22 protein-coding genes are annotated in these 24,691 nt (G+C 54.0%); 17 read left to right on the top strand and 5 right to left on the bottom strand.

Features of this window, described 5'->3' with window-relative positions; translation table 11 throughout:
• Window positions 1-134: 134 nt before the first annotated feature.
• Together RHI63_RS01755 and RHI63_RS01750 are read right to left on the bottom strand one after the other, a co-directional pair.
• Window positions 135-437: a hypothetical protein gene (locus RHI63_RS01755; protein ID WP_310800391.1), complete on the bottom strand. Its 303-nt coding sequence runs from the start codon at window positions 435-437 to the stop codon at window positions 135-137.
• A 178-nt stretch (window positions 438-615) separates the two neighbouring features.
• Window positions 616-2,109, bottom strand: a complete 1,494-nt coding sequence (locus RHI63_RS01750) for a pitrilysin family protein (RefSeq protein ID WP_225901617.1) — start codon at window positions 2,107-2,109, stop codon at window positions 616-618.
• A gap of 316 nt (window positions 2,110-2,425) precedes the next feature.
• Between RHI63_RS01750 and RHI63_RS01745 the strand changes: the two genes are divergently transcribed.
• Window positions 2,426-4,954 (top strand): EAL domain-containing protein, encoded by a 2,529-nt coding sequence (locus RHI63_RS01745; RefSeq protein WP_310821759.1) that lies wholly within the window; start codon window positions 2,426-2,428, stop codon window positions 4,952-4,954.
• Here the strand turns inward: RHI63_RS01745 and RHI63_RS01740 are convergent.
• Entirely contained in the window at window positions 4,907-6,325 is a 1,419-nt protein-coding gene (locus RHI63_RS01740; RefSeq protein WP_399377912.1) for a sugar transferase, read from the bottom strand. The genes RHI63_RS01745 and RHI63_RS01740 overlap by 48 nt on opposite strands.
• 142 nt (window positions 6,326-6,467) lie before the next feature.
• Here RHI63_RS01740 and RHI63_RS01735 point away from each other — a divergent pair, with 142 nt between their 5' ends.
• The 3 genes from RHI63_RS01735 (at window position 6,468) to dxs (ending at window position 9,657) form a co-directional block, all read left to right on the top strand.
• On the top strand, window positions 6,468-6,983 hold the full coding sequence (locus tag RHI63_RS01735) for a cofactor assembly of complex C subunit B (protein WP_206200811.1): 516 nt from the start codon (window positions 6,468-6,470) through the stop codon (window positions 6,981-6,983).
• 77 nt (window positions 6,984-7,060) lie between these two features.
• Window positions 7,061-7,639, top strand: a complete 579-nt coding sequence (locus RHI63_RS01730) for a hypothetical protein (RefSeq protein WP_310800389.1) — start codon at window positions 7,061-7,063, stop codon at window positions 7,637-7,639.
• A gap of 104 nt (window positions 7,640-7,743) precedes the next feature.
• The gene (dxs, locus tag RHI63_RS01725) at window positions 7,744-9,657 is read left to right on the top strand and encodes a 1-deoxy-D-xylulose-5-phosphate synthase (RefSeq protein WP_206200809.1); all 1,914 of its coding nucleotides are present in this window, start codon (window positions 7,744-7,746) and stop codon (window positions 9,655-9,657) included.
• On the opposite strand, the gene RHI63_RS01720 is transcribed toward dxs, so the two are convergent.
• Complete coding sequence (locus RHI63_RS01720) at window positions 9,654-10,748, bottom strand: beta-ketoacyl-ACP synthase (protein ID WP_206200808.1); 1,095 nt, start codon at window positions 10,746-10,748, stop codon at window positions 9,654-9,656. The two genes, dxs and RHI63_RS01720, sit on opposite strands and share 4 nt — an antisense overlap.
• A gap of 31 nt (window positions 10,749-10,779) precedes the next feature.
• On the opposite strand from RHI63_RS01720, the gene cutA reads away from it, so the two are divergent.
• The 13 genes from cutA to cobU all read left to right on the top strand — a co-directional run bounded on the left by cutA (window position 10,780) and on the right by cobU (window position 23,288).
• Window positions 10,780-11,157 carry a divalent-cation tolerance protein CutA gene (gene cutA / locus RHI63_RS01715; RefSeq protein ID WP_206200807.1) on the top strand — a complete coding sequence of 126 codons (378 nt, stop codon included), beginning with the start codon at window positions 10,780-10,782 and terminating at the stop codon, window positions 11,155-11,157.
• Between the two features lie 2 nt (window positions 11,158-11,159).
• Complete coding sequence (locus tag RHI63_RS01710; RefSeq protein WP_310800388.1) at window positions 11,160-12,326, top strand: DarT ssDNA thymidine ADP-ribosyltransferase family protein; 1,167 nt, start codon at window positions 11,160-11,162, stop codon at window positions 12,324-12,326.
• 70 nt (window positions 12,327-12,396) lie between these two features.
• Complete coding sequence (locus tag RHI63_RS01705) at window positions 12,397-13,578, top strand: ABC transporter permease (protein ID WP_310743284.1); 1,182 nt, start codon at window positions 12,397-12,399, stop codon at window positions 13,576-13,578.
• A 3-nt stretch (window positions 13,579-13,581) separates the two neighbouring features.
• A complete protein-coding gene (locus RHI63_RS01700) occupies window positions 13,582-15,051 on the top strand; it encodes a glycosyl hydrolase family 57 (protein WP_310453177.1) in 1,470 nt (489 codons plus the stop codon).
• A gap of 75 nt (window positions 15,052-15,126) precedes the next feature.
• Entirely contained in the window at window positions 15,127-16,653 is a 1,527-nt protein-coding gene (locus RHI63_RS01695; protein WP_206200803.1) for an NYN domain-containing protein, read from the top strand.
• Between the two features lie 9 nt (window positions 16,654-16,662).
• Entirely contained in the window at window positions 16,663-17,379 is a 717-nt protein-coding gene (locus tag RHI63_RS01690) for a biotin--[acetyl-CoA-carboxylase] ligase (protein WP_206200802.1), read from the top strand.
• A gap of 70 nt (window positions 17,380-17,449) precedes the next feature.
• On the top strand, window positions 17,450-18,793 hold the full coding sequence (locus tag RHI63_RS01685) for a hypothetical protein (RefSeq protein WP_206200801.1): 1,344 nt from the start codon (window positions 17,450-17,452) through the stop codon (window positions 18,791-18,793).
• Between the two features lie 9 nt (window positions 18,794-18,802).
• Window positions 18,803-19,207: a DUF3119 family protein gene (locus RHI63_RS01680; RefSeq protein WP_206200800.1), complete on the top strand. Its 405-nt coding sequence runs from the start codon at window positions 18,803-18,805 to the stop codon at window positions 19,205-19,207.
• Window positions 19,197-20,165 (top strand): DUF3086 domain-containing protein, encoded by a 969-nt coding sequence (locus RHI63_RS01675; protein WP_206200799.1) that lies wholly within the window; start codon window positions 19,197-19,199, stop codon window positions 20,163-20,165. Before RHI63_RS01680 ends, RHI63_RS01675 begins: the two co-directional genes overlap by 11 nt.
• 10 nt (window positions 20,166-20,175) lie before the next feature.
• Window positions 20,176-20,811 carry a glycerol-3-phosphate 1-O-acyltransferase PlsY gene (plsY, locus tag RHI63_RS01670; RefSeq protein WP_206200798.1) on the top strand — a complete coding sequence of 212 codons (636 nt, stop codon included), beginning with the start codon at window positions 20,176-20,178 and terminating at the stop codon, window positions 20,809-20,811.
• Between the two features lie 141 nt (window positions 20,812-20,952).
• Window positions 20,953-21,867: an ornithine carbamoyltransferase gene (argF, locus tag RHI63_RS01665; RefSeq protein WP_206200797.1), complete on the top strand. Its 915-nt coding sequence runs from the start codon at window positions 20,953-20,955 to the stop codon at window positions 21,865-21,867.
• A 7-nt stretch (window positions 21,868-21,874) separates the two neighbouring features.
• Entirely contained in the window at window positions 21,875-22,705 is an 831-nt protein-coding gene (locus RHI63_RS01660; protein WP_302678686.1) for an ABC transporter permease, read from the top strand.
• 16 nt (window positions 22,706-22,721) lie between these two features.
• Window positions 22,722-23,288 (top strand): bifunctional adenosylcobinamide kinase/adenosylcobinamide-phosphate guanylyltransferase, encoded by a 567-nt coding sequence (gene cobU / locus RHI63_RS01655; RefSeq protein WP_206200795.1) that lies wholly within the window; start codon window positions 22,722-22,724, stop codon window positions 23,286-23,288.
• A 3-nt stretch (window positions 23,289-23,291) separates the two neighbouring features.
• Here the strand turns inward: cobU and radA are convergent, their stop codons facing one another.
• Window positions 23,292-24,683: a DNA repair protein RadA gene (gene radA / locus RHI63_RS01650; RefSeq protein ID WP_310744733.1), complete on the bottom strand. Its 1,392-nt coding sequence runs from the start codon at window positions 24,681-24,683 to the stop codon at window positions 23,292-23,294.
• Between the last annotated feature and the right edge of the window lie 8 nt (window positions 24,684-24,691).

Genomic DNA, 24,691 nt, shown 5'->3' with positions numbered 1-24,691 from the left:
TACGGTTCTCAACCTCACTTCTCGATTGTGGGGCGAGGGATGACTAAATAAAATTGTGAGGATGGTATTAGGGAGTAGGGCAAGCAGGTTAATCCAGCGGCTCATACTTGGATCCTACTCCCTTGTATCCAGTATTAACCCAGTTGATTGAGGGGAGGCTGGCCACGCATTTGCCGTAGGGCATTTAGACACAGGGGACAATCACAGCCAAATAGCGCGATCGCGGTATTACTTTCTTCCTCAGTAAACTCTAGTACAGGAGGGGGCAGCGAACCATTATCACGGCTAGCTTGCAGTTTCGTTTCCTGAGCGCCTAGGCGAGTACAGACCAGTTGAAACTTCTGGTGGGGATTAGTGACACACTCACTGCTTTCTGGAGGTGGCACGGGAATGGGGGTACTGAGTTGGGCATGGGCAGGTGCAATCAATGGGACCAAGCTCAGGACGGATGCCAAAGAGGTAGGGCTGACTAAAAGAGCGAGACGCAAAGCTGACATAGGGTTTCCTCACAACTTGTTACTTGATTTTGGAAAAGGTCTGTATCGCTAGTCTAACGATGATTGCTTGATTTGGCGCAGCCGCGCAATATTCTGAATGCGAAAGCTCATCTTGCTCTTAGGATTGAGATTGTCGTTGCTGGCAATTTGTCGTAGGGCAGGGGATGCGATCGCCCACAATCAGGGTACGCCACTGTTCTGGTTTTAGGCGGGTTTGTGCCACCCGTTGCAGATCTGCTGCCGTTGCGGCTTTAACGGCTCGCTGATAGCGGAAGATAAAATCCTTGGGCAAATCGTAGTATTCGTAGCGCAGGAGACGATTGAGAATTTGCAGGCGATCGCGAAAATTAAAGACAAAGGAGTTGAGAATACTGTCTTTGGCGTAGTTCAGTTCTGCGGCACTAACGGGTTCCTGTTGCAGTCGCTGGATTTCCTGCCGTAGGGCGCTGAGAAACTTGGCTGTAGTCTGGGTTTGGGTTTGTCCCACCCCATAGAAGACCCCTGGATAGTCAAATTCGGGACTCCAAGCGGCATAAACACTATAGGCCAAGCCTTGGCGCGATCGCACTTCATTGAAAAGACGCCCGCCAAAGCCATTGAGAACCCCATTGAGAACATAGAGGTTAAACACGTCCGGATCTTTGAGCGTCCCCCCCAATTGCCCCGTGTAGATGTAGCTTTGGGAGAGATGGGGGCGATTAATCACCACCGTTGTTGGCGACGTATCAACTGTTACCCTAGGTAAGGGGGGCAAAGGAGGTAAGTTCGGTGGATCTTGCCATGAGCCAAAAATTGCTTCAAGGCGATCGCCCATTTGTGAGGCATCAAAGTCGCCCACCAAGCCCAAAATACAGCGGGAGGGAGCGAGGTACCTGCGGTAAAACTGCTGCACATCCGCCGGTGTGATCTTGGCAAGGGTTTCTAACTCTTGGGTGCGGGCATAGGGACTCTCCGCACCGTAGATCAGCTTGTAAAATTCCCGTTCTGCTTGGGCATTGGGTTGATCATCGCGGCGTTGAATGATCCCCTGTCGGCGCCGAATCGCCAGTTCAAATCGCTCTGGTTCTACTGCTGGCGCTTGGAGCATCTCCGCTAGTTGGCTTAGAACCGCTTCACTGTGTTCCTTGAGGCTGTTGAAATTAATCCGCCCTAAACTTTTGCCGACACCCGATTCAATGGCTGCTGCTCGATCCTCAAGCCATTGGTCAATTTCAGCGGCACGATGAACTTGGGTGCCACCCGTGCGAATCAGGTCGCCACTGACTTCTGCCAAACCCACCTGAGCCGGCGGATCCCAACGACTACCTGCCCGAAAGATTAAGGTGCCTCGCACCAAGGGCCACTCGTGATCCTCTAGGAGATAGACCACCATCCCATTGGCCAACTGACGGCGTTCATAGGCCGGCACTTGAATTTCCGGTAAGGGGGGAAATGTCAGCTCAGTGTAGTGCTTGGGGGTCATGGCTGCTGCCAAAGAGGGTGGGATCAACCATAGCAGGAGAGCCGCTACGAGTCCAAGGCAAAGCGATCGCCCCACTGGACGGCGTCTTTGGAGCCAGACAGCCATCGAGAGAAAAAGAATAAAAATAATCCGATAGGATGAAGCCAACATATAACGGTTTTCCAAATTATGGGATATGTGAGGGGGATATCATCCTCTCCCAGAGCAGCTTTCACAGTTTTAAGTGTGTTCCATCGATGTGAAAAAGACTGCCACCCATGAAAATCACATTACACTGTTAAGAAATCCTTAACTTATTCTAAGTATTGTCAGGATAAAGACTGCACTGCAACCCAGTAAATTTTCTGTAAACAGGATAAAATCTCACGTCCTAGAATAGCAAGTGAGTCTCTTCATCAATACCGGTTTGATTGAGGAGTTTCTAGTGAAAACCGTTTCCTCATGACAATTTGCCGAGGCCATTGATGTGAAGTCTGATCCGCCGAAGAAGTGGCGCCATCTCCTCGTTATTGAGGATCAGGAGGGTCGGCGTACCATTCCCTTGGAAGCCAGTACCTATACAATTGGGCGACATCCTAGCAATACGATTGTTCTTAAGTCGCCAATGGTTTCCCGTCAGCACGCTGTTTTGCTACGGGTTTTGGATCCCAGCAGTGGTAATTTTTTCTTTCGCCTCATTGATGGCGATTTACAAGGGAAGCGCAGTGTCAATGGTCTGACGGTCAATGGCAAGCCCTGTCAATCCCACATTCTTCAGCATAAGGATTTGATCGTCTTTGGCGGTGATGTGCGCGCCCGCTACCACGCGATCGCCAATATTTCTGACTCCGGGTTCAATCGCTACACCCGCGCCCTCGAAGCATCAAGTATCTCAGATCAAGACGTGGCCTCTTGGGGGGGTGCCTTCGTCAGCAGTGAAATGTCTGAGGTGACCGAAATCCAACTGCTGCGGTTGTCCTCCTTTCCAGAGTTAAGTCCCTATCCGATCATTGAACTGGCTCCCAATGGCCAAATTACCTATCTCAACCCAGCGGCCATTCAGGAATTTCCCGATCTTGGGGAACCAGATGTGCAGCATCCGCTGCTATCGCGCCTCAAAAGCTGGTCGTTGCAGGAAAAGCGATTTTCTGTTGAAGAAATCAACGTTGGCGATCGCACCTACGAAGTGACAATCCATCTGCTGCGGGAGAGCCAATTAATTCGCTGCTACATTACTGACATTACTGAACGCAAACGTTCTGAACTCGCCCTGCGCATTAGTGAAGAACGCTATGCTCTGGCAGCTGAGGGCGCCAATGATGGCCTTTGGGATTGGCAGATTAGCGATCGCTCGATGTATTATTCTCCCCGCTGGGAACTGCTGGTTGGCGAAACCCCCGGTACCCTACAACCCACCATCGAGGAATGGTGGCGGCGTGTCCACCCCGATGACCTAGAGCGGCTACGCCAGAGCATGAAGGAGCATCTTCTCGGTACCCGTCCCCATTTTGAGTGTGAGTTTCGGATTAAACACGCCGATGGCAGTTACCGTTGGATGCGATCGCGGGGCAAAGCCCTGCGCAATGAAGAGGGGCAGCCCTATCGCATGGCCGGTTCGATGACCGATGTCACAGAGTACCACTTGATTCAGGAGCAAATTCTCCACGATGCCCTCCACGATGCCATGACGGGGCTACCCAACCGGGTGCTCTTTATGGATCGGCTGACGCAAGCCATTACCCGCCACGTGCGGCGTCCCAACTCCCTCTTTGCGGTGCTGTTTTTAGATGTGGATCGCTTTAAGGTGATCAACGATAGCTTGGGGCACTTAGCTGGGGATCAACTCCTGATTGGCATTGGCCAGCGACTGACGGCCTGTACCCGCGCTGAGGACACGATCGCCCGCCTTGGGGGTGATGAATTTGCCATTCTCTTGGAGGAGTTAACGACTCCCACCCAAGCGATCGAAGTGGCAGAACGAGTGCTAGTGGCTCTGAGCCGTCCTTTTCTCCTTGAGGGGCATGAAGTCTTTACCAGTGCCAGTATTGGCATCGCCTTCCCCAGCGAGGAAAGCAAAACGGCTGAGGACTTATTGCGGGATGCGGATACCGCCATGTACCGCGCGAAATCCTTGGGCAAAGCTCGCTATGAAGTCTTTAGCATGACGATGCGTGCCCAGAGCATTGCCCTGATGCAAATGGAAACTGATCTGCGACGGGCGGCAGAGCGCGATGAATTTTTGGTGTACTATCAACCGATTGTTGATCTATCAACGCTCAATATTGTCGGCTTTGAAACGCTGCTGCGCTGGCAACATCCCGAACGGGGAATCGTCTCCCCCGGTGAATTCATGACTGTCGCCGAAGAAACGGGTCTGATCCTACCCATTAGTTGGTGGGTGATGGCAGAAGCCTGTCGGCAAATGCAACGCTGGTCAAAGGTGTTTCCCCGCAGTCGCAGTTTAAGCATTAGTGTCAACCTCAGCGGTCGTCATTTCCAGCAAGCGGATCTGCTGCTCAACTTAAGATCAATTTTGTCAGAAACAGAATTTCCCGCTGAGCGACTGCGCCTTGAGGTGACCGAGGGCATCTTGATTGACAACAAGGAGGTGGCGATCGCCACCCTTGAGGAAATTCGCGCCATGGGCATTGGCCTGTATATGGATGATTTTGGCACGGGCTATTCTTCCCTGAGTTATTTGCACCGTTTTCCCATTGATACACTAAAAATTGATCGCACGTTTATTTCCGCCCTCAATAGTGAGAAATCTTCGGCGACAATTGTGCACACGATTCTCATGCTGGCGCATTCTTTGCGACTAAAGGTGGTGGCGGAGGGCATCGAAACCCGTCAACAATATCGTGTGCTCCAAGCCCTCGGCTGTAACTATGGCCAAGGTTATTTCTTTGCCCGCCCCCTCTCAGCTCAACAGGTGGAACAGTTATTTGCCAGCCAATTGTTGCCGCACCTAATACGCCCCACTACCAAAGAGCACAATGTGCACGGTCTCCACTAGAATTTCCAAATCCAGATTCAAAGACCAGTTATCGATGTAGTAAAGGTCAAGGCGGGCGGCTTCATCAAAATTGCCAATTTGAGAGCGGCCAGAAATTTGCCACAGGCCGGTAATCCCCGGCATCACCTGATGGCGAATATGGTGCCAAGAATGAAAACGGGCAACATCCCGCAGGGGTAGCGGACGCGGCCCCACTAAGCTCATATCTCCCCAAAGGACATTAAACAGTTGCGGCAGTTCATCAATGCTGGTCTTGCGCAGGAAACTGCCGAGGCGCGTGCGGCGAGGGTCGTTTTTTAGCTTGAAGAGAATACCATCGGCGGATTCATTTTGTGCTTCCAACTGCGCTTGGAGTTGCGGGGCATCGGCACGCATGGTGCGAAATTTCCACATCTGAAAGACTTGGCCGTGGAGTCCTACCCGCTCTTGGCGGAAAAAGACAGGCCCTGGGGAGGTGAGTTTGATGGCGATCGCCACCACAATAAAGAGGGGTGCCAGCACCACGATGCCAAAGAGTGCCAAAATCACGTCCAAATAGCGCTTCAGCCGATATTCCCAACCATTGAGATACGTCATATCTACCCGCAGGGTGGGCAAAGCCGCCACAATTTCCGGAGTGCCGCGGCGGTAGAGCATTTCCAAGCTGGAGGGGATCAACCGTAGGGCAATGCCATGTTGGCGTAGTTGCCAATAGAGGGCTGAAGCGAGATGGGCTGGAGGGAGGCCTTCTACAATCACCTCTTGGGCTTGACAGTTGAGAATCTCGGTCACGGTTTCGGGTTCATTGGCCATGGTGGCGATCGCCCTGCCGACAATCTTATAGTTCGAGCGTTGCTCTAGTAGGCGGCTGAGATGCTCCTGTCGCTCCGGGGGCGCCACCAGAAAAGCGCGAATCGGTTGCCGTAGGGTGCAAATTTTGAACGCCAGACTCACGGCTAAGCGCAAGATCACCGCGAAAACCACACTGAGACCCCAAGCACTAAAAAACAGCGAGCGGGGTAAATCTACGGTGGGGTCATAGAAGTAGGCGATCGCCAGCGCCAACAAATAGCCCAAGCTCAGCACCTTGGCAAGGCGCAGATAATTTTTCCAATGGCCGCGCGGGTGATACAGCCCACTCACAGCAATCAAAAACAATAGACCAGTGGCAAAGAGCCAAAAGACACTGGGCAATCCCAGCCAGTACCACGCTGCTAAATCAGGGGGCAACGGCGCATAGAAGCGATTGAGTTGTAAGCCCAACTTCCAAGCCAACACCAACCCCACGAGGTCACTGGTCAATAGCAGCAGGGCAAAGACCGTTTCTGAGCGCAACCACATCCGACGGCAGCGGGGTGCCCGAATATCGCGGGGAGACGTGTGAGACCGCATCATGGCGCAACACAACAACAATGGCTAGGGTTTAGTATTCCGCAGAACCCCAAGGGGCGATCGCGGTGCAATATCTCTTTGCAGACCACAACAAATCCTCGACAATGAGGGTAGCAAGCCCATCCGTTCAGACCCCCTCAACATGTCCAGCGATTTAACTTATCCTTCCACTCTCTTACTCACGAGTCTCTTGGCCGTCGGCTTTGTGTTTTTTATTCGTGCCTCCACCAAAGAACGCATTGAAACCAAAGAATGGCTCATTGCCCAGCCCATTGCCGAACTGGCTCCCCGCCTCAAGCAGTATTTCCAGCAGCGGGGCTACCGCCTGCACAGTGTCAGTGCTGATGGCAGTGAAGTGACGTTTCAGGGAAATGTTGCTGCTAGTCCCTTTTTGGCCGCATTGCTTTTTGGCCTTGCCGTCTCCGGTGCCACAGCGATCGCCCTTGTGTTGACCGTCCTCTTTCCCGATCGCGGTATTTTGGCCTTTGGTCTCATTGGTCTAACCCCCATTGCCCCTTGGTTCTATTGGCGAGGTGCCCAGCGGCTCGAAACCGTCAAACTCTCTTTGCAACCCCATGCGATCGGTACCCAAGTCACCCTAGAGGGACACCGCGATGAACTAATGACTTTCGAGGACACGGTGTTGGGAGCTTTGTAGGCTGCCTTCTTGGCTGAGGTGCATAACGGAAAAAAGATCACAGGATAATCTTTTGACGACCTGTGAGGGACTTCGCGATGACCTACTCGCAAACCACCACCACCACTGATGAGCGTACCTTTGGTCAACTCCTGCTTGAACTCGACATCCACCTCAGTCCCAAGGAAGTGGATTGTTTAGAGAAAAACTTTCGGGTGTATCTCGCCTGTGAAGGCTACCCCCTCACTAAAGTTCCCCACTGCGCTGTCGAGCGTCAGGTAGATAGTCATGGTCGCTTGATGGCTGAAACGGTCAAGCCCAGTTCCCTAGAGACCAACGCCGCCTTTGAGCGGGCTTGTCAATGTGCTCAGATGTCCCTGAGTCACCTCAGTGCGATGACCGAATGCTTCCTAGGGGATCTCCAAGACTTGGCCACAAGCCACGGTTACCCCAAACGGTTGGGAACTGACCTTGCGCGGGGAATTCTCGCCAACTATTGGCAACAGTGGGGTCGGGAGCGATTTTACCAATGGGTGATTTGGTTGGTGGAAAATTACACCAATGAATCCACGGAAGAAATTCGTGAATTGAGCGAACTCTATGAAACAGCGTTAGAAATTTATGATCAACTGTTTCGGGATTATTGCGGCTTTTCACCGCGTCTAGGGGCGAAATAATGCCCAACTTCGGTCGGGGACTTTGCTAGAATCAGTCAACAGATAGTTTTTCTGTGGTCAGCGGTAGGCTATCGCTCCTAGGTATCTTGCGAGGTCGGGTTTCTATGCACTTAAGTGAACTCACCCATCCCAACCAGTTGCATGGGTTGTCCATTGCCCAATTGAGTCAAATTGCCGCCCAAATCCGCGACAAACATTTGGAAACGGTGGCGGCCACGGGAGGACACCTTGGGCCAGGCTTGGGGGTTGTCGAACTCACCCTCGCACTCTACCAAACCCTTGACTTAGATAAAGATCGCGTGATTTGGGATGTGGGGCACCAAGCCTACCCCCACAAAATGTTGACGGGTCGCTACAACAACTTCCATACCCTACGGCAAAAGGGAGGAATTGCTGGCTATCTCAACCTCCGCGAAAGTCCCTTTGATCACTTTGGCGCTGGTCATGCCTCCACGAGTATTTCGGCAGCTTTGGGGATGGCGATCGCCCGCGATCTCAAGGGAGAGAAGTTCAAAGTCGTGGCCATTATTGGTGATGGTGCCCTAACTGGGGGGATGGCGCTAGAAGCGATTAACCACGCCGGCCACTTGCCCCACACCAACCTGATGGTGGTGCTGAACGACAATGAGATGTCCATTTCCCCCAATGTGGGCGCGATTCCCCGCTATCTGAATAAAATCCGCCTCTCACCGCAGGTGCAATTTATTACTGATAACCTCGAAGAGCAGTTCAAACATATCCCCTTCTTTGGTGAAAACCTAACCCCGGAGATGCAGCGCATCAAGGAGGGCATGAAACGCCTTGCGGTTCCTAAGGTGGGCGCCGTCTTTGAGGAACTGGGCTTTACTTACGTTGGTCCGGTGGATGGCCACAATTTGGAAGAACTCATTACCACATTCCAACATGCCCATACGATTCCCGGTCCTGTCTTGGTTCATGTGGCAACGGTTAAGGGCAAAGGCTACGCGATCGCCGAGAAAGACCAAGTGGGCTACCATGCGCAAAACCCCTTTGATCTCGTCACTGGTAAGGCCAAACCCTCCAGCAAACCCAAGCCCCCCAGCTACTCCAAAGTCTTTGGCGAAACCCTGACTAAACTCGCAGAAAACGATCCGCGCATTGTTGGCATTACAGCGGCGATGGCCACGGGTACAGGGCTAGATATCCTCCAAAAACGGGTGCCCAACCAATACATTGATGTCGGGATTGCCGAGCAGCACGCCGTAACAATGGCCGCCGGCATGGCCACCCAAGGCATGCGCCCCGTAGCGGCGATTTACTCCACCTTCTTGCAGCGCGCCTACGACCAAATTGTTCACGATGTCTGCATCCAAAAGCTACCCGTCTTCTTCTGCATGGATCGAGCGGGGATTGTCGGTGCTGATGGCCCGACCCACCAAGGGATGTACGACATTGCCTATTTGCGCTGCCTACCCAATATGGTGCTGATGGCACCCAAGGATGAAGCGGAATTGCAACGCATGATTGTAACGGGCATCAACTACACCGATGGCCCGATCGCCCTACGCTATCCCCGGGGCAATGGCTATGGTGTCGCCCTCATGGAGGAAGGCTGGGAACCCCTCGAAATCGGCAAAGGGGAACTCCTGCGCCCCGGTGAAGATATTCTCTTGGTGGCCTACGGCTCAATGGTTTATCCGGCGATGCAAGTGGCAGAAATCCTCAAGGAACACGGCATGAGTGCCGCAGTGATCAATGCCCGCTTTGCCAAACCGCTAGATACTGAGTTGATTCTGCCTTTGGCGAAACAAATTGGCCGCGTGGTCACCTTAGAAGAAGGCTGCCTGATGGGGGGCTTTGGCTCGGCGGTACTCGAGGCACTCCAAGAGGCGGATATTCTGCTGCCTGTGTTGCGTTTGGGGGTACCGGATATCTTGGTTGAGCACGCTAGTCCTGAGGAATCAAAAGCTGACTTAGGACTCACACCCCCACAAATGGCTAAAACGATCATGCAAAAGTTTGGGGTTGCTCAACCAAGGGTGGTCACTGCCTCCTAGGGATGCGCTAGAACAATCACGGCATTCTGACCACCAAAGCCGTAGCTACAGCAGAGAATGTGGCCTAAAGGGGCAGTGCGGCTGTGTTGGACAATGTCGAGGTCAAAGTCGGGAGTCTCACAGCCAACACAGGGGGGAATCTCCTGTGCCCGTAATGACAGACAGGAGAGGGCGATCGCGATCGCGCCAGCAGCACCTAGGGTATGCCCAAGGGCACCTTTGTGACTGGTGACCGCAACCCCTTGACCAAAAAGGGTTTGAATCCAAGTGGCTTCAGCGGCATCGTTACGCCGTGTGCCCGTACCGTGACTATGGATACAGTCGATCTGGTGCGGTGTTAGCCCCGCCTGAGCCAAGGCCTTTTGAATGGCTAGGAGAGCACCGGTTTGCTGGACACTGGGGGCAGCCATATGCTCGGCATCGGCACTGAGACCTACCCCAGCAATTCGCGCATAGGGTGTAACAGCCCGCGATCGCGCCCGTGCCTCGGATTCTAGGACGACAATGGCACCACCGGCCGCTAAGCCAAATCCCTGCCGCTGGCGATCAAAGGGAGCCGCCCGCGCCTGAGCCAACACCCCTAACTGGCGGAACCCGGCCAAGGTTAAGGGCGAGACGGCGGACTCGACCCCTCCCGCCAACACCAGATCACAATAACCCTGCTCAATCAACAGTGCCCCTTGGGCGATCGCCCATAGTCCCGTCGCGCAGGCCGCTGTGGGGTTGAGAACTATCCCTTGGGTGCCGGCAATTTGTGCCACTTGCTGGGATACAGTGGCGGGTAAGGTTTGTAACCATGTTTGTCGCGAAAGAGAAGGCTGCCGTAACCATGTTTCCCACTGTGCTTGAAAGCCACGGCTTGACCCGACCACTACCCCAGCACTGTCTAGAGGAGGGGTTAATTTTGCATCGTTGAGCGCTTGAGTCGTTGTCGTTGCAATAATTTTCTCGACTGGCAAGGTCGTTGCTCCCACCAGTCCGTCAGGCGTGGCGATGAGTGCCGTTTTCCCCTGACAGTAGCGCTGCCACGTGGCGATCGCGCTCTCCCCCAGAGCTGTCCACAGCCCAATACCGGTAATAACAACATTCACTGCACGATTTTATTCAAGATTTGTTCAGGATATGATCGACATCATCAAGCGTGACGTGAGGACAGCGGGCTTGGAAACGGCAACAGAGTACTGTGTGGTGATGGTTACCACTGCTACGGAAACTGAAGCACTCTCTTTAGCCGATCAACTCGTGGCTGAGCACCTCGCTGCCTGTGTGCAAATTCTGCCTATTCAATCAATATACCGCTGGCAAGGAACCGTACATCGCGATCCCGAATGGCAACTGCTCATTAAAACCCGCACTGCCCTGTTTGAGCAAGTGCGCGATCGCCTGCTGGCATTACACAGTTATGAAGTTCCAGAAATCATTGCCCTACCCATTATTGCCGGTTCTCCTGCTTACTTGAGTTGGGTCAAAGAACAAACTCAAAAAATCTCTAGAGGTTAAGAATGCCTGAACCCAAGATCAAAAGCTTATATTACATTACCCATGTGAACAACCTCTCCTCTATATTCCAACACGGCATTCTTGCACATGAGCAAGTCGTAGAACGCGGTCTTTCCCCGACACCTATCTATAACGCAGACATCGTTGTGCGTCGGCAACACCGCCTCGCACCAAATGGTCAGAGTCTATGGCAATATGCCAACCTCTATTTTCAACCCCGAAATCCCATGCTTTATAAAGTATTAAGTGAAATCAATAAAAACAATGTTGTCATTTTAGGAATTAAACCCCGTGTCCTAGATATCAAAGGAACCTTCATTGCTTTAGGGAATGCAGCCCACTCCGTTACTGAAATCCGCGATGCTAAAACTGGACTACAAATCATCCATCGCGATTATTGGAGCATTCTCAATAATGACTGGTGGAAAACTGAAGATGGTACAAAGCGAAAAATTATGGCGGAATGCTTGGTTCCAAAAGTGGTTCCCCCCACTGAGATTCATTCTATCTATGTTGCAAGTCAGGAGATGGCAGAGCGCCTTCGACAACAGTTCAGTTCTGTTGAAGTCGTAGTTGAACCCCACATGTTTTTCCAACCCCGACGACGTGCTGCAATTACGAGTCATCTATCTTGGGTGGATGGAGATATGTTCTTCTCCCAAATGCAAACCTTAACAATCAGTGTCAATACCGTCGGTGTAATGGGTAAGGGATTAGCCTCACGGGCAAAATATCAATTTCCGGATATGTACGTCGTCTATCAAGATGTCTGCAAGAAAAAGCAACTTACAATGGGGAAACCATATTTGTATAAACGTGAAGCTTCTCTAGACAGCGATCTAGCGGATGAACCTTTGAGCTTACCCAACTTGAATGCCAATAAATGGTTTTTACTCTTTCCGACTAAAACTCACTGGAAACAATCGTCTGACATTACAGGAATTGAGCGAGGTTTGCAATGGTTAGTGGATAGCTATCAAGCAGAAGGCATTCAATCTCTTGCTGTTCCCGCTCTTGGCTGTGGCTTGGGGGGTCTAGACTGGAGGGAAATAGGACCACTGATGTGTCGTTATCTTTCACAAATGCAGATTCAAGTGGCTATTTACTTGCCCCAAGAACAAGAGGTACCAGCAGAGTTTTTAACTAGGGATTTTTTACTAGCCGCCTAAGGTGGCCGTTTTTTCCCCAACTGCCTAGCACGGTCTAGACATGCCCCCATCGCAAACTTAAGATAGAAAAATGGTTTCCCTTGCCCGCAAAAATCTCTTAGAAGACTTTAGCCGCTTTCTCGTGGCTCAACTAGGCATCACGTTTGCCGTCAGTCTGGTCACAGTTCAAACTGGACTCCTTGAGGGCTTTGGGCGATCGGCCACACTCTTGGTGAACAAAAGTCAAGCGGATTTCTGGATTGCCTCCAGTGAGTTGCGCTATTTTGGCTTAACGTTGCCTATTGAGTATCAAGTTGTCCTCGATGCCCAGGCAGTTGCAGGGGTTGCAGCCGCAGAACCTCTGTTGATCCAGTCAGCGATGTGGCGCCGTTCAGAGACAGAGGCGATCGATCCAGTGCAGGTGGTGGGTATTGAACCGACAGGCACCTTGCTGCCCTTGACGACAGTTGCTGGTGCAACCCTGACGGAGCTAGAAGAACCCTACAGTGTCATCGTGGATCGCATTGACCTCAATGCCCTTTCCCTTACGGCTCTAGGGGAGCAAGGTCGCGTGAATAACTACCCAGCGACGGTCATTGGCTGGACGCGCGGTGTCAAATCCATTGTCTCTAGCCCCTATGTCTTGACTTCGCTGGAAACTGCGAACCTTTACTTAAACTTCCCTCGGTTTGATACCAGTGAGCCGGTACCCGAATTTCTGCCGTTGGTGTCCCCCAGTACCCGCATCACCTATGTCATGGTGAAAGCCAAGTCGGGGGAGGATTTAGCAAAGGTGCAGGAACGCTTACGGGCAGCCTTTCCCAACTATCAAGTGCTCAGTCGTGCTGCCCTGACTGAAATGACGCGGCGCTATTGGCTAGCCAGTACCAGTGTGGGGTTTATCTTAGGACTGGGGGCAGGGGTTGGCGTGGTTGTAGGGGTGGTCATTGTCAGTCAAATTCTCTATTCTTCGGTGAGCGATCGCCTACAGGAGTATGGCACCCTCAAAGCAATGGGGGCTTCTGACGGGTACTTGTATCGCATTATTATTGAGCAAGCCCTGTGGATGGCCGTACTGGGTTATCTGCCCGGTTTAGGCCTGTGCTGGGGACTGGGGATGTGGACCATGCAAGCCCGTGCCATCCAAATTATCATTACTCCCCAACTTGCCCTCGCCGTTTTTAGTGCCACCGTCGCCATGTGTGTCAGTGCTTCCCTATTGGCGATTCAAAAAGTGATGCGCCTTGATCCCGCCCAAGTTTTTCGAGCTTGAATCATGCCCCGCCCTACCCTCCCTTGGTCAACCTGTCCGCCTCAAGGAGAACCTGTCCTCAGTGGTTGGGAACAGGCGTTGAGTGAAGTGCCCCGTTGCCCCCCCTTGCCCCCCCAAATGCTCCCCTCTATTCGCGCCGCCTTTGCCTGTGCCCTCCATATGCACCAGCCGACCATTCCAGCGGGGGAGGGCGGCAGCCTCATCAGTCACTTGCAGTATATGCTGATGCATCCCCACGAGGGGGACAATCACAACGCGACCCAATTTCTCTGGTGTTATCGGCGCATGGGGGACTGGATTCCCCAGTTGGTGGCTGAGGGCTGTCAACCGCGGATTATGCTCGATTACTCCGGCAACCTCCTCTGGGGGCTGGAGCAGATGGGACAGGAGGAGGTACTGGACGCCCTGCGGCGGATTACTGTGGATGCCTATGCTCCCTACGTGGAATGGCTGGGCACCTGCTGGGGACATGCGGTGATTCCCTCCACTCCAATCGCTGACATTGAGTTGCATATTCGCGCTTGGCAGCATCAATTTGTGGCCCTCTTTGGCGTTGAAGCGCTGCAAAGGGTACAGGGCTTTTCACTGCCAGAAATGCATTTGCCCAACCATCCGGATACGCTCTTTACCTTGGTGACCTGCCTCAAACGCTGTGGATACAGTTGGTTGCTGGTACAGGAGCACAGTGTTGAACAGTTGGATGGGTCGCCGCTACCCTACGCTGCCAAGTATGTACCGAATGTCCTTGTGGCGCGCAACTCCCAAGGAGAGGTGGCGGAAATAACGGTGCTGATTAAAACCCAAGGCTCGGATACGAAACTTGTGGCGCAAATGCAGCCTTATCACGAAGCTAAGCATCTGGCCACTCACTGGCAGGCTCCCCTCGGTCCCCCCTGTGTGAGTCAAATTGCCGATGGTGAAAACGGTGGTGTGATGATGAATGAATATCCCCGCGATTTTATGCCGGTGTGGCATGAGATAAAAGCGAATCCGCAGGCGGGGGTGGTGGGTCTCAATGGCAGTGAGTACCTTGCCCTCTTGGCGGCTCAGGGAGTGACTAGCGATCGCTTTCCTCGCTGTCAAGCGGTACACCAACATCTACTCTGGCAGACCTTAGGGGATAGCCCGATAACGCCAGAAAGGGTTGCGGCAGCGATCGCCCACCTTGAACAAACCAATCCCCACTTCTCCATGGAGGGTGCCTCTTGGACGAATCACCTCAGTTGGGTCAAGGGCTATGAGACCGTTCTGCAACCGATGGAACGCCTGAGTGCCGAGTTTCACCGCATCTATGATCCTTTGGTGGCGGCTGACCCGCAAGTGACCCAAAGCCCTGCCTACCGCGAAGCGCTCCTCTATGTGCTGACATCGCAAACCAGTTGTTTTCGCTATTGGGGCAGTGGCCGCTGGACAGACTATGCAAAAACGATTTGCGATCGCGGGATGGCACTGTTGCAAGAAACCAGCGTTTGAGAGGGAGTTTTCCAAGAATTCGTAAAATAAGTTATGGCATGGCAGAACTGGTGCATACCTCCTTTAGGAGCGATTGTGGCGGGTTCCCTCGCCGTCGCCCTTACCCGTGAACCGCTTCCTGTGGTGGCGGTCAGTTCTGCGGGGGCATTGGTGGGCACTTGGGTACAAGATCGTCAACGTCATTCCCTAACGCCCCAGATCGAAGACCTCCTCCAACGTTTAGAGGAAAGACTGCAACACCTTGAAACCCGCACTTCTGGGAATGGCTCGCGTCGTACCGCTATTTTCTACGACATTGAAAACCTGATCAAAGGCTACAACATCAAAGCCGCAGATGTGGCCAAAATTTCCCTCGCTGCCATCCAAGCCCATATTCGCCAAGCCTACCCCATCGAGCGGGTGCTGCTGCAACGTGCCTATGCCAACTGGAGTGATGCTCGCCTTGGGTCACTGCGCCGGGAAATGCACCAATTGGGCATTGAGCCTGTACAGGTCTTTGGTTTTTCCTACGAAAATCGCAAAAATGCTGCTGATATTCAATTGGCGATTGATGTGGTGGATTTGATTTTTCAAGATGACCGCTTTGATACGTTTGTGATTGTCTCCGGCGATGGTGGCTTTGGCTCCCTTGCCAAGAAGTTACGGCAGTACGGCAAAACAGTCATTGGCTGCGCCTACGAAGATGCGGCTGGCAAGAGTTTTCAGGCCATTTGTGATGCCTTTGTCCACATCCCTGATCCAACCGTAAAACCCCGCCCACCTGTCGCCAGTCCCGCTCCCCCCATTGAAGCGCCGCCGCCCAGCATCCCACCCTCCGCCATTCCCTTAGATCCTGATAATCGTCGTTTGTGTGCGGACTTGAGTGTCAGTTTGGCTCGCCATGCCGAGGGGGCGATCGCCAAAACGCGGCAGATTCTCGATTGGTACCGCCGTGATTCGGAGTGTGGCAAGCTCCTGCGGGAGGAAGGGCTACCCATTAGTAAAGTCCAAGGGGCGGTACAAGCCCTGCTGCCCAACTTTGACATTTTGCAGTTGGGGATGGTCAAGTTCTCGGAATACTTGCGCTACGTCTGTAAAAACACGATCTTCTGCGTCTTTCATCGGCAGGGCAGTGCCAATCAACTGCGTCTTGGCCTACGGGAGCATCTTCCCCCCAGTGCTGTGGTGATGGCCAATTTTGAAAAGCGTCCCCTCCATAGTCTGGCAACCTATCGCGCTTTGCTCAGTCACGAACGGGTGGCGATCGCCCAACCCCCAGCCTTAGCCTATGTTTTAGCGTGGCTCCTTGACCATCGCGATTGCGCTGCCACCCTAGAAGAACTGGCCGCCATGATTGAGCAAACCGCCCCAGCGGAGATTGGTCGCAGTCAAATTGAAAGTGCCTTGAATAACTGCCAAGCGGCCAATATTCTTGTGCCAGCTCCCCACAGTGGCGATCGCTATTTCGTTGCTGCGAAAATCACAACCCTTCCCGCAAGCTATGCAGCACTGGCGCAGTGGCTAGATCAGACCCTTCAGGTGTTTTTTGAACGGGTAGGGGCGCATCCGAAACCAGAACTGTTGCGGGCACTCGTTGAGCCATCTGTTTCTGTACCCAAGTAAGCGATCGCCATGGAGTTTCCTTGGTTGGTGTGGCTAGAGACCTGTGAGAGCACGAATACCTGGGCATTGCACCATGCCGATCAACTCTATGGGGGTCAAGTCATCTACACTCAGGCACAAACACGGGGGCGAGGTCAGTACAACCGTACTTGGCAATCCCCAAAGGGGGTGTTGACAGCCTCCTTTATCCTGCCGCAGTCGCCAGCGATCGTTGCGCCCAGTGTCCAAGCCGGGATAGCCGTGATGCGGGCGTTGAGTGGGCTGCGACCAACGGTGGAACGCCATCTGCAATTGAAGTGGCCCAATGATGTGATGGCTCAGGGCAAGAAACTGGCGGGAATTCTCTGTGAAGGCCGTTCCCCTTGGCTGGTGGTGGGGCTGGGACTGAACCGCTGTGTTGACGTTGAGGCAATGGGTCTTCCCCAAGCCATTAGCCTCCACACGCTGCTTCATTCTCCCCAAGCGGTGCCTACGGATCTGGAACTGCTAGCGGCGATTCGCGCTGAGCTTCTGTGGTGTTGGCAACAGTCCCAGGGGGTTCAGATCACGGCGCAGCAGGATTTTTTGCGGGGGCGATCGCTCACTCTTGTCCAAGGAGAACAAAGGTGGCAGGGCATCGGTGTGGGCATTAGCGATCGCGGGACGTTGCAAGTACGTCTGAACAATGGGGAGTTGCGAGAATTTAGCAGTGGCCATGTCCTCTACAGCAGCGATCGTGCTCCCTAGATCTGGATTGCTGAAGTGGGTAGCCCATCTGCGAAAATTGTCCTTGGTACTACAACCATCTGAGGTGTGCATGAAGGGTTGGCAGGTCTGTTGGCAACGGGCGATCGCTTTCGTTCTCAGCATTGCTCTCCTGTGGTCAGTGGGGGACATCGCCGCGGCAAAAGCCAGTGGCTCGCTGGCAGAGGTGGCGGCTCCTGTGGCCATTGAGGATATGAAGGATTGGTTCGATCGCTATGAACCGCGGCTGAAAATTCTCACCCCCGAAGCCAACCAAACCCTCCAAAGCCGCAACGTCACCGTCAAGCTAAGTGTCCAAGGGCTACGCCTGTTTCAAGATCAGCGCACAGGGTTAGGCCCCCATGTGGAGGTGGTGCTCGATGATCTGCCCAGCCGCAGTGTCTATGACCTGAACACCCCCATTGAATTTACGAACCTTGAGCCGGGAACGCACCTTCTCCGTGCTTTTGTTGTGTACCCTTGGGGTGAAAGTCTGAAACATCCCCTTGCCTATGCTCAAACGGCCTTTCATCTCTATACTGCAGATGAGGACACTCGATCTGCTAGTCTTCCCCTGATCACCTACAATCAGCCCAGCGGCACCTATGGCGCTGAACCAGTGCTCCTTGATTTTTATCTCAGCAACCTGCCGTTGGATCAACAATTAAACAATGAGAAAGTCTGGCAGGTGCGCTGCACGATCAATGGTCAATCCTTCACGGTCGATCGCTGGCAGGCCTACTATCTCACTGGACTCCAGCCGGGGGATAACTGGGTACGGCTCGAACTTCTGGATGGCAATGGTCAGCGTATTCCCTCTCCCTACAATCCCATTACCCGCCTCGTGACCTATCAACCCAATGGCAAGGATGTCCTCTCGCGCCTGCTGCGGGGAGAACTGGCCGCCAAAAATCTTCAAAGTAGCCTCAGTCCGGATCTCCCCAGCAACCTCCCTCCTGAACCGACCCCAGAGCCAACACCTGTCGTTGAGGAATCCGCCGCTCCCTCCGAGCCGACCCCAGAGCCAACAGCTGTTGTTGAAGAATCTGCCGCTCAGACCTCCGTTGCTGAGGAACCTACACCAACGTCGGCAGTAGAGGCACCAACACGCACCGTTGAACCTGTAGAGGAAACGCCCGTTGCACCAGAGCCAACCCCAGAACCCACCGTCAAAGCAGCTGAAGAGACACCGCCCCCCACGCCGCAAAAGCCCTTCTGGCAGCGCCTGAATCCCTTCAAGAAAGCAGAAAGCCCGACTCGTTCTGTTCTCGTTAGCCCGCGAGTTCCATCCAAGCCGTCCCCACCTTTGGAGCAACCGACTCTAGAGACCACTGCACCTGAGGTCACTGAACCGGAGGCTGCTCCCACTCCAGAGGATTTGCCACAATTAGAAGAACCGACGACCCCTCAGGAGTAGAGTAAAACCATGCAAGGAACCTCACTGGCCACAGTACGTCTTCAACCCTCATTTGCTGTTCCTCTGGGGGTTCTGCTGTTAAGTCTGCCCCTGTGGTGGCTGCGCTGGTGGCTGGGCTTGCCCATCTCCCTGTTTGCGCTATTCTTGGCTGTGCAGGCGGCTACCCTGCGACTAGAATTTACGGCAACAGCACTAGATGTCTATCGCGGCAGCCGACAAATTCGCCACTTTCCCTATCAGCAATGGCAGCATTGGGAGGTCTTTTGGCCAGCCTTTCCCGTGCTCTTTTATTTTCGGGAGGTCAAGAATATCCACTTTCTGCCGATTCTGTTTGACGCCAAAACTTTAGTACAATGCCTCCAAGAACGCTGCCCACGCACAGCCTTTATTTCCACGGTTCGCAATGACGGATGACCCTACGGTGACTGATGCCTCTGAACCTACCCCAGAGGAACTAACTGCCCTCAAAGCTCAACGGGATGCCCTCAAAGCTGAAATTCAAGCCCTTGATGCTGAGTTTCATCGTCTTGTGCACGATCGCCTCAAGTCCCTTGAAGAGCGGCAACAAAGTCTGCAACTCACCATTGAGCAACTAGAACGGCGCAAGGAACGCATCGAACAGGAGCTCCGCCGCAACTTTGTGGGTGCCTCCCAAGAACTCGCGATTCGAGTGCAGGGGTTCAAGGAATTTCTCGTCAAGAGCATGCAGGAGTTGGCAGCCACCGTTGAGGAAATGGAATTGCTGCCCCCGACGCCCGCTGTCGTGGAAACTGCCTCTGCCCCAGCAGCAACAGCGACAACGCCGCCCAAGTTAGTTCTTGATGAGGGATTTCAGGAGGAAGCGGATCGGATTCGCCGTTTGCTAGAGCAATATCGGAGTAGCCCCAACTACTATGGCCCTCCTTGGCAGTTGCGACGTACGTTTGAGCAAGTTCATGCTGAGCGGGTAGAAAGTTGGTTCTTTGATCTCGGGGGACGGGGTGCCCTGCGATCGCTCCCCAGTCGGTTGCAAAATATCCTTGTTGCCTCGGCAATCATCTCGATTCTACGGGACTTCTATGGCGATATGTTGCGAGTTTTGGTTTTGGCTGATTCCCCTGAGCGACTGGGGGACTGGCGACGGGGATTGCAGGACTGCTTAGGGATTAGCCGTCAAGATTTTGGCCCTGATCAGGGGGTGGCGCTCTTTGAATCTGCGGATGCCTTGGCCTTTCGTGCCGATCGCCTCGAGCAGGAGGACTACATCCCTCTGATTCTTATTGATGATTCCCAACCCCAAGTCAGCCTTTCACTACTGCAATATCCCTTGCTCTTGGGCTTTGCCCCTGAACCCCAGTTGCGTCCTAGCCGTAGTTCTGATTTCTTTGAGTAGGGAGGCTCCTGTGACCACTGCACTCATCCTTGGACTGCTGGCGCTCGCTAGCTACCTGCTCGGCTCAATTCCCACGGGCTACCTCTTGGCCAAAGCGCTGCGGGGGATTGATATTCGTGAGCATGGCTCTGGCTCAACAGGGGCGACCAATGTGCTGCGGGTGGTGGGCAAAGGCCCCGGACTGGTGACGTTTTTAGTCGATGTGGGCAAGGGACTAGGGGCAGTTCTTTTGGCGCGATGGGTTCTGGGGCAATCTTGGAGTACAGTACCGACCATTTGGTTGGAATTTGTCCTGCTGGCGATCGCCTTCATTGCGGTTTTGGCTCACAGTAAGCCGATTTGGTTGGGCTGGCGCGGCGGCAAATCCGTTGCCACTGGTTTAGGGGTGCTCCTTGCCCTCAATGCCCCCACTGCCTTAGCCACCTTTGCGGTGTTTCTGTCGGTCTTGGCGGCCAGCCGCATTGTCTCCCTGAGTTCAATCACTGCTGCTATCTCCTTGCCCTTCTGGTTTTGGCTCTTTACGCAGTCGTGGCCGTTTGTCGGTTTTAGTGTGATTGCAGGTGCTTTTGTGATTTGGCGACACCAGAGTAATATCCAACGCCTCCTTGCAGGGACAGAGCCACGGTTGGGCGCCTCGGAAGGATAGACCTCTTAGAAGGTGACTTTTGGACGGGTTCGGCGTTCCTTAATGCCCCCCATATTTTAGAAAAGGGTTGTATTTGTACATTTGGAAGGCCTCTGAGGTTGCTACCATGAGTGGATACCAGTTTTGGTGGGGAGATTTGTGATGGAAACACTGCGGGGGCGTGATTTGCTGAGCATTGCCGACCTCTCACGGGCAGAGGCGGAATATCTGCTGGATTTAGCAGCACAGATGAAAATCGGCAAGGTGGCTCCCCAGTGTCCTAAGGTCTTGGGGCTGCTGTTTCAGAAGGCTTCGACCCGTACCCGTGTCAGCTTTACGGTGGCGATGTACCAACTGGGCGGTCAAGTCATTGACCTGAATCCCCAATCCACACAGGTGGGGCGTGGTGAACCGTTGCCCGATACAGCACGGGTATTGGATCGCTATTTGGATGCGGTGGCGATTCGCACCTATGGCCAGGCAGAACTGCAACTGTTTGCTGACTATGCACGAATACCGGTGATTAATGCCCTCACTGATCGCGAGCATCCCTGTCAGATTTTGGCGGATCTGCTGACGCTACGGGAATCCTTTGGCACATTGGCGGGACTGACCCTCTGCTACATTGGCGATGGCAATAATGTGGCGCATTCCTTACTACTGGGCTGTGCCCTCTTGGGGGTGAATATTCGTGTGGCTTCGCCACCGCCGTTTGCGCCTTTGCCCGATATTGTGACGCAAGCCAAGGCATTGAGTGGCGGTAAGAGTGAAGTGACTGTTCTCACGGATCCGCAGGCCGCGGCTAAGGGTGCCCATGCGCTTTACACGGATGTCTGGGCGAGTATGGGACAGGAAGCAGAAGCGGGCGATCGCCAGCCCATTTTTCAGCCCTACCAAATTAATGATCAACTGCTAGCCCTTGCGGATCCACGGGCGATCGTTCTTCACTGTCTGCCGGCTCACCGTGGGGAGGAAATTACCGCCAGTGTCCTTGAAGGGCCGCAGTCTCGCGTTTGGGAGCAGGCGGAAAATCGTCTCCATGCGCAGAAAGCTTTGCTAGCCAGTTTGTTGGGATAGGGCATGCATGAATAGCCTCTCGGATCGGCTGTTGCTGGTGGGGGCAATTATTTGTGGGGGGTTTCTGCTGCTGGCGGTTCTTGCTCCCCTTGCTCAGGCTCTTGGTTGGATTGCCAATCCCCAAGAATTTCTTGACTTTCCGATTCACGCGCCGCCTTCGCCGCAGCACTGGTTTGGCACGAATCGCTTGGGCTATGATGTCTTTTCCCGCACGATTTTTGGTGCCCAAGCAGCCTTGCAGGTGGTCTTGGTGGCAACGCTGTTGAGCTTGGTGGTGGGGGTGCCCTTGGGATTATTGAGTGGCTACCGCGGGGGCTGGCTCGATCGCGGGTTGCTCTTTTTGATGGATACGATTTACACGTTGCCGGGGCTACTCCTAGCGGTGACGGTGGCCTTTGTGGTCGGCAAGGGGGTGCTCAATGCCGCGATCGCCCTTAGTGTCGCCTATATTCCCCAGTACTATCGCGTTGTGCGCAACCACACGGTGAGCCTAAAAAATGAGGTCTTTATCGAAGCTGCCCGCGCCCTTGGTGCCTCGACCCCCCGCATTCTACAGCGGTATCTTTTGGTGAATGTGCTTCCCAGTATCCCCGTGCTCTTTACCCTCAATGCTGCCGATGCCATCCTGACCTTGGCAGGGCTGGGGTTCTTGGGCTTAGGGTTGCCGCCGCAGGTACCCGAATGGGGGCAGGATCTACGACAGGCCTTGGATGGGTTGTCGGTGGGCATCTGGTGGACGACGCTCTTTCCGGGTCTAGCCATGACATTGCTGGTCGTGGGTCTGTCGCTCCTTGGTGAGGGCTTGGGAGAACGTCTTGATCCCCGACAGTTGAGTTAACCAACAGTGCCTAATCATGCCTGCTCATGTCTTGGTGACCGGTCCGAGTCGCAGTGGCAAGAGTGAATGGGCAGAAGCCGTTGCCGCCCAAAGCGAGCAACCGGTGATTTATATTGCGACGGCGATCGCCCCCCCAGAGGATACAGAATGGTTGCAGCGGATTGAACAGCACCGTGCTCGCCGCCCCGCTGAGTGGCAATTGCGGGAGTGCCCCCTCGAACTAGCTGCCCTGCTGCGTGACCTGCCGCCTGATCATTGCGCCCTTGTGGATTCCTTGGGAACATGGGTGGCCAATTGCCTAGATCAATCTCAAGATCAATGGCAAGCAACCGTTACTGAATTCCTAGCGAGTGTGCAAGGGTGTGCCGCTCAACTCATTCTTGTTGCTGAAGAGGTGGGCTGGGGAGTTGTTCCTGCCTATGCCAGTGGTCGCTGTTTTCGCGATCGCCTTGGCGAACTGTGTCAGCAATTGAGTCCGTTGATGGCGGAAGTGTATCTTGTCACAACTGGCTTTGCACTGCCGCTCCACCAATGGGGTATCTGTCTCAGACATCTTAGGGATAAATTGGACTCGCAAGGATAGCCCTCAGGGGGATTCCTCAGTGGTCATAGGGGCAAGGGCAGCCACAATGGCATCGGTGACACGACGTACAGGATAAATCTCTAGCCCCGCGATCGCACAGGCTTGGTTTTCGGGAATAATGGCACGGCGAAATCCCAACTTCAGCGCCTCCCGCAGCCGTACTTCTAACTGGGAGACGGCTCGCACTTGCCCCCCTAAGCCCACTTCGCCAATGATCACCGTTTGGGGGTGCACCCAGCGATCGCGAAAACTAGCCACAACAGCCACTGCCACCCCCAGATCAGCAGCGGGTTCCGCCACATTCAGCCCGCCAGCGGACGCCACATAGGCATCTAGCTTCGAGAGGGGCACCCCTAGGCGTTTTTCTAGGACGGCGAGAATTTGCAAAAAGCGATTGTACTCAATGCCCGTGGCCGTGCGGCGTGGAGAGGGATAACTGGTGGGGCTAACTAAACTTTGCAACTCAACCACAAGCGGACGGGTGCCTTCACAGGCCACAATGGTGGCGGTACCGGGGGTTGGCTCGCGATCGCCCAAAAACAGCGCCGAAGGATTTGTGACCTCGGCTAAGCCCTGCGCGCCCATTTCAAAAACGCCAATTTCTTGACTAGCACCAAAGCGGTTTTTGACAGCGCGTACGAGGCGGTGACTGGCAAAGCGATCGCCCTCAAAGTAGAGCACGGTATCCACCAAATGTTCCAGCACCTTCGGACCGGCGATCGCCCCCTCCTTTGTAACATGCCCCACAATAAAGAGACTCATCTGCTCCCGCTTGGCTAAGCGCATCAAGGCGGCTGTGCCCTCACGAACCTGAGACACCGAGCCGGGGGCAGCCGTCAATTGGGGCAGATACACCGCTTGGATGCTATCAATAATCGCCAGATGGGGTTGCAGATGGGTCAGCTCCTGCAGGATCACCTCCAAATTCGTCTCCGCCAAAAGATAGAGCGAGGGGGAGGCGGCAATGCCCAAGCGTTGCGATCGCAATTTCACCTGCTGCGCCGATTCCTCAGCACAGACATAGAGCACCCGCTGCTGTTGCCCTAAGGTGGCTGCCATCTGCAACAAAAGCGTGGACTTGCCAATTCCCGGTTCGCCAGCCACCAACACGAGGGAGCCAACCACAATCCCCCCTCCCAAAACCCGATCCAACTCGGCAAATCCGGAGGCAGAACGGCTCTGTGTCTGTTCGCTAATCTCTCCTAGAGCCTTGGCACTGCGGGGGTGGGGAGTGGTCGATTTTCGGGGGGTTGTGGGTCGAGCAGCGGTCTCTACAGGGCTAACCACCTGCTCATCAAGGGTATTCCACTGACCACAGTTGGGACAGCGACCAAAGTATTGCACAGACTCGGCACCACACTCGCGGCAGATGTACAGTACCTTGGCCTTGGGCATCCCTTGCC

This window comes from Thermosynechococcus sp. GLH187, assembly GCF_031583395.1.
Taxonomy (GTDB): domain Bacteria; phylum Cyanobacteriota; class Cyanobacteriia; order Thermosynechococcales; family Thermosynechococcaceae; genus Thermosynechococcus.
The sequence above is the reverse complement of the archived record's forward strand: the minus strand, read 5'-3'. Positions and strand labels throughout refer to the sequence as shown.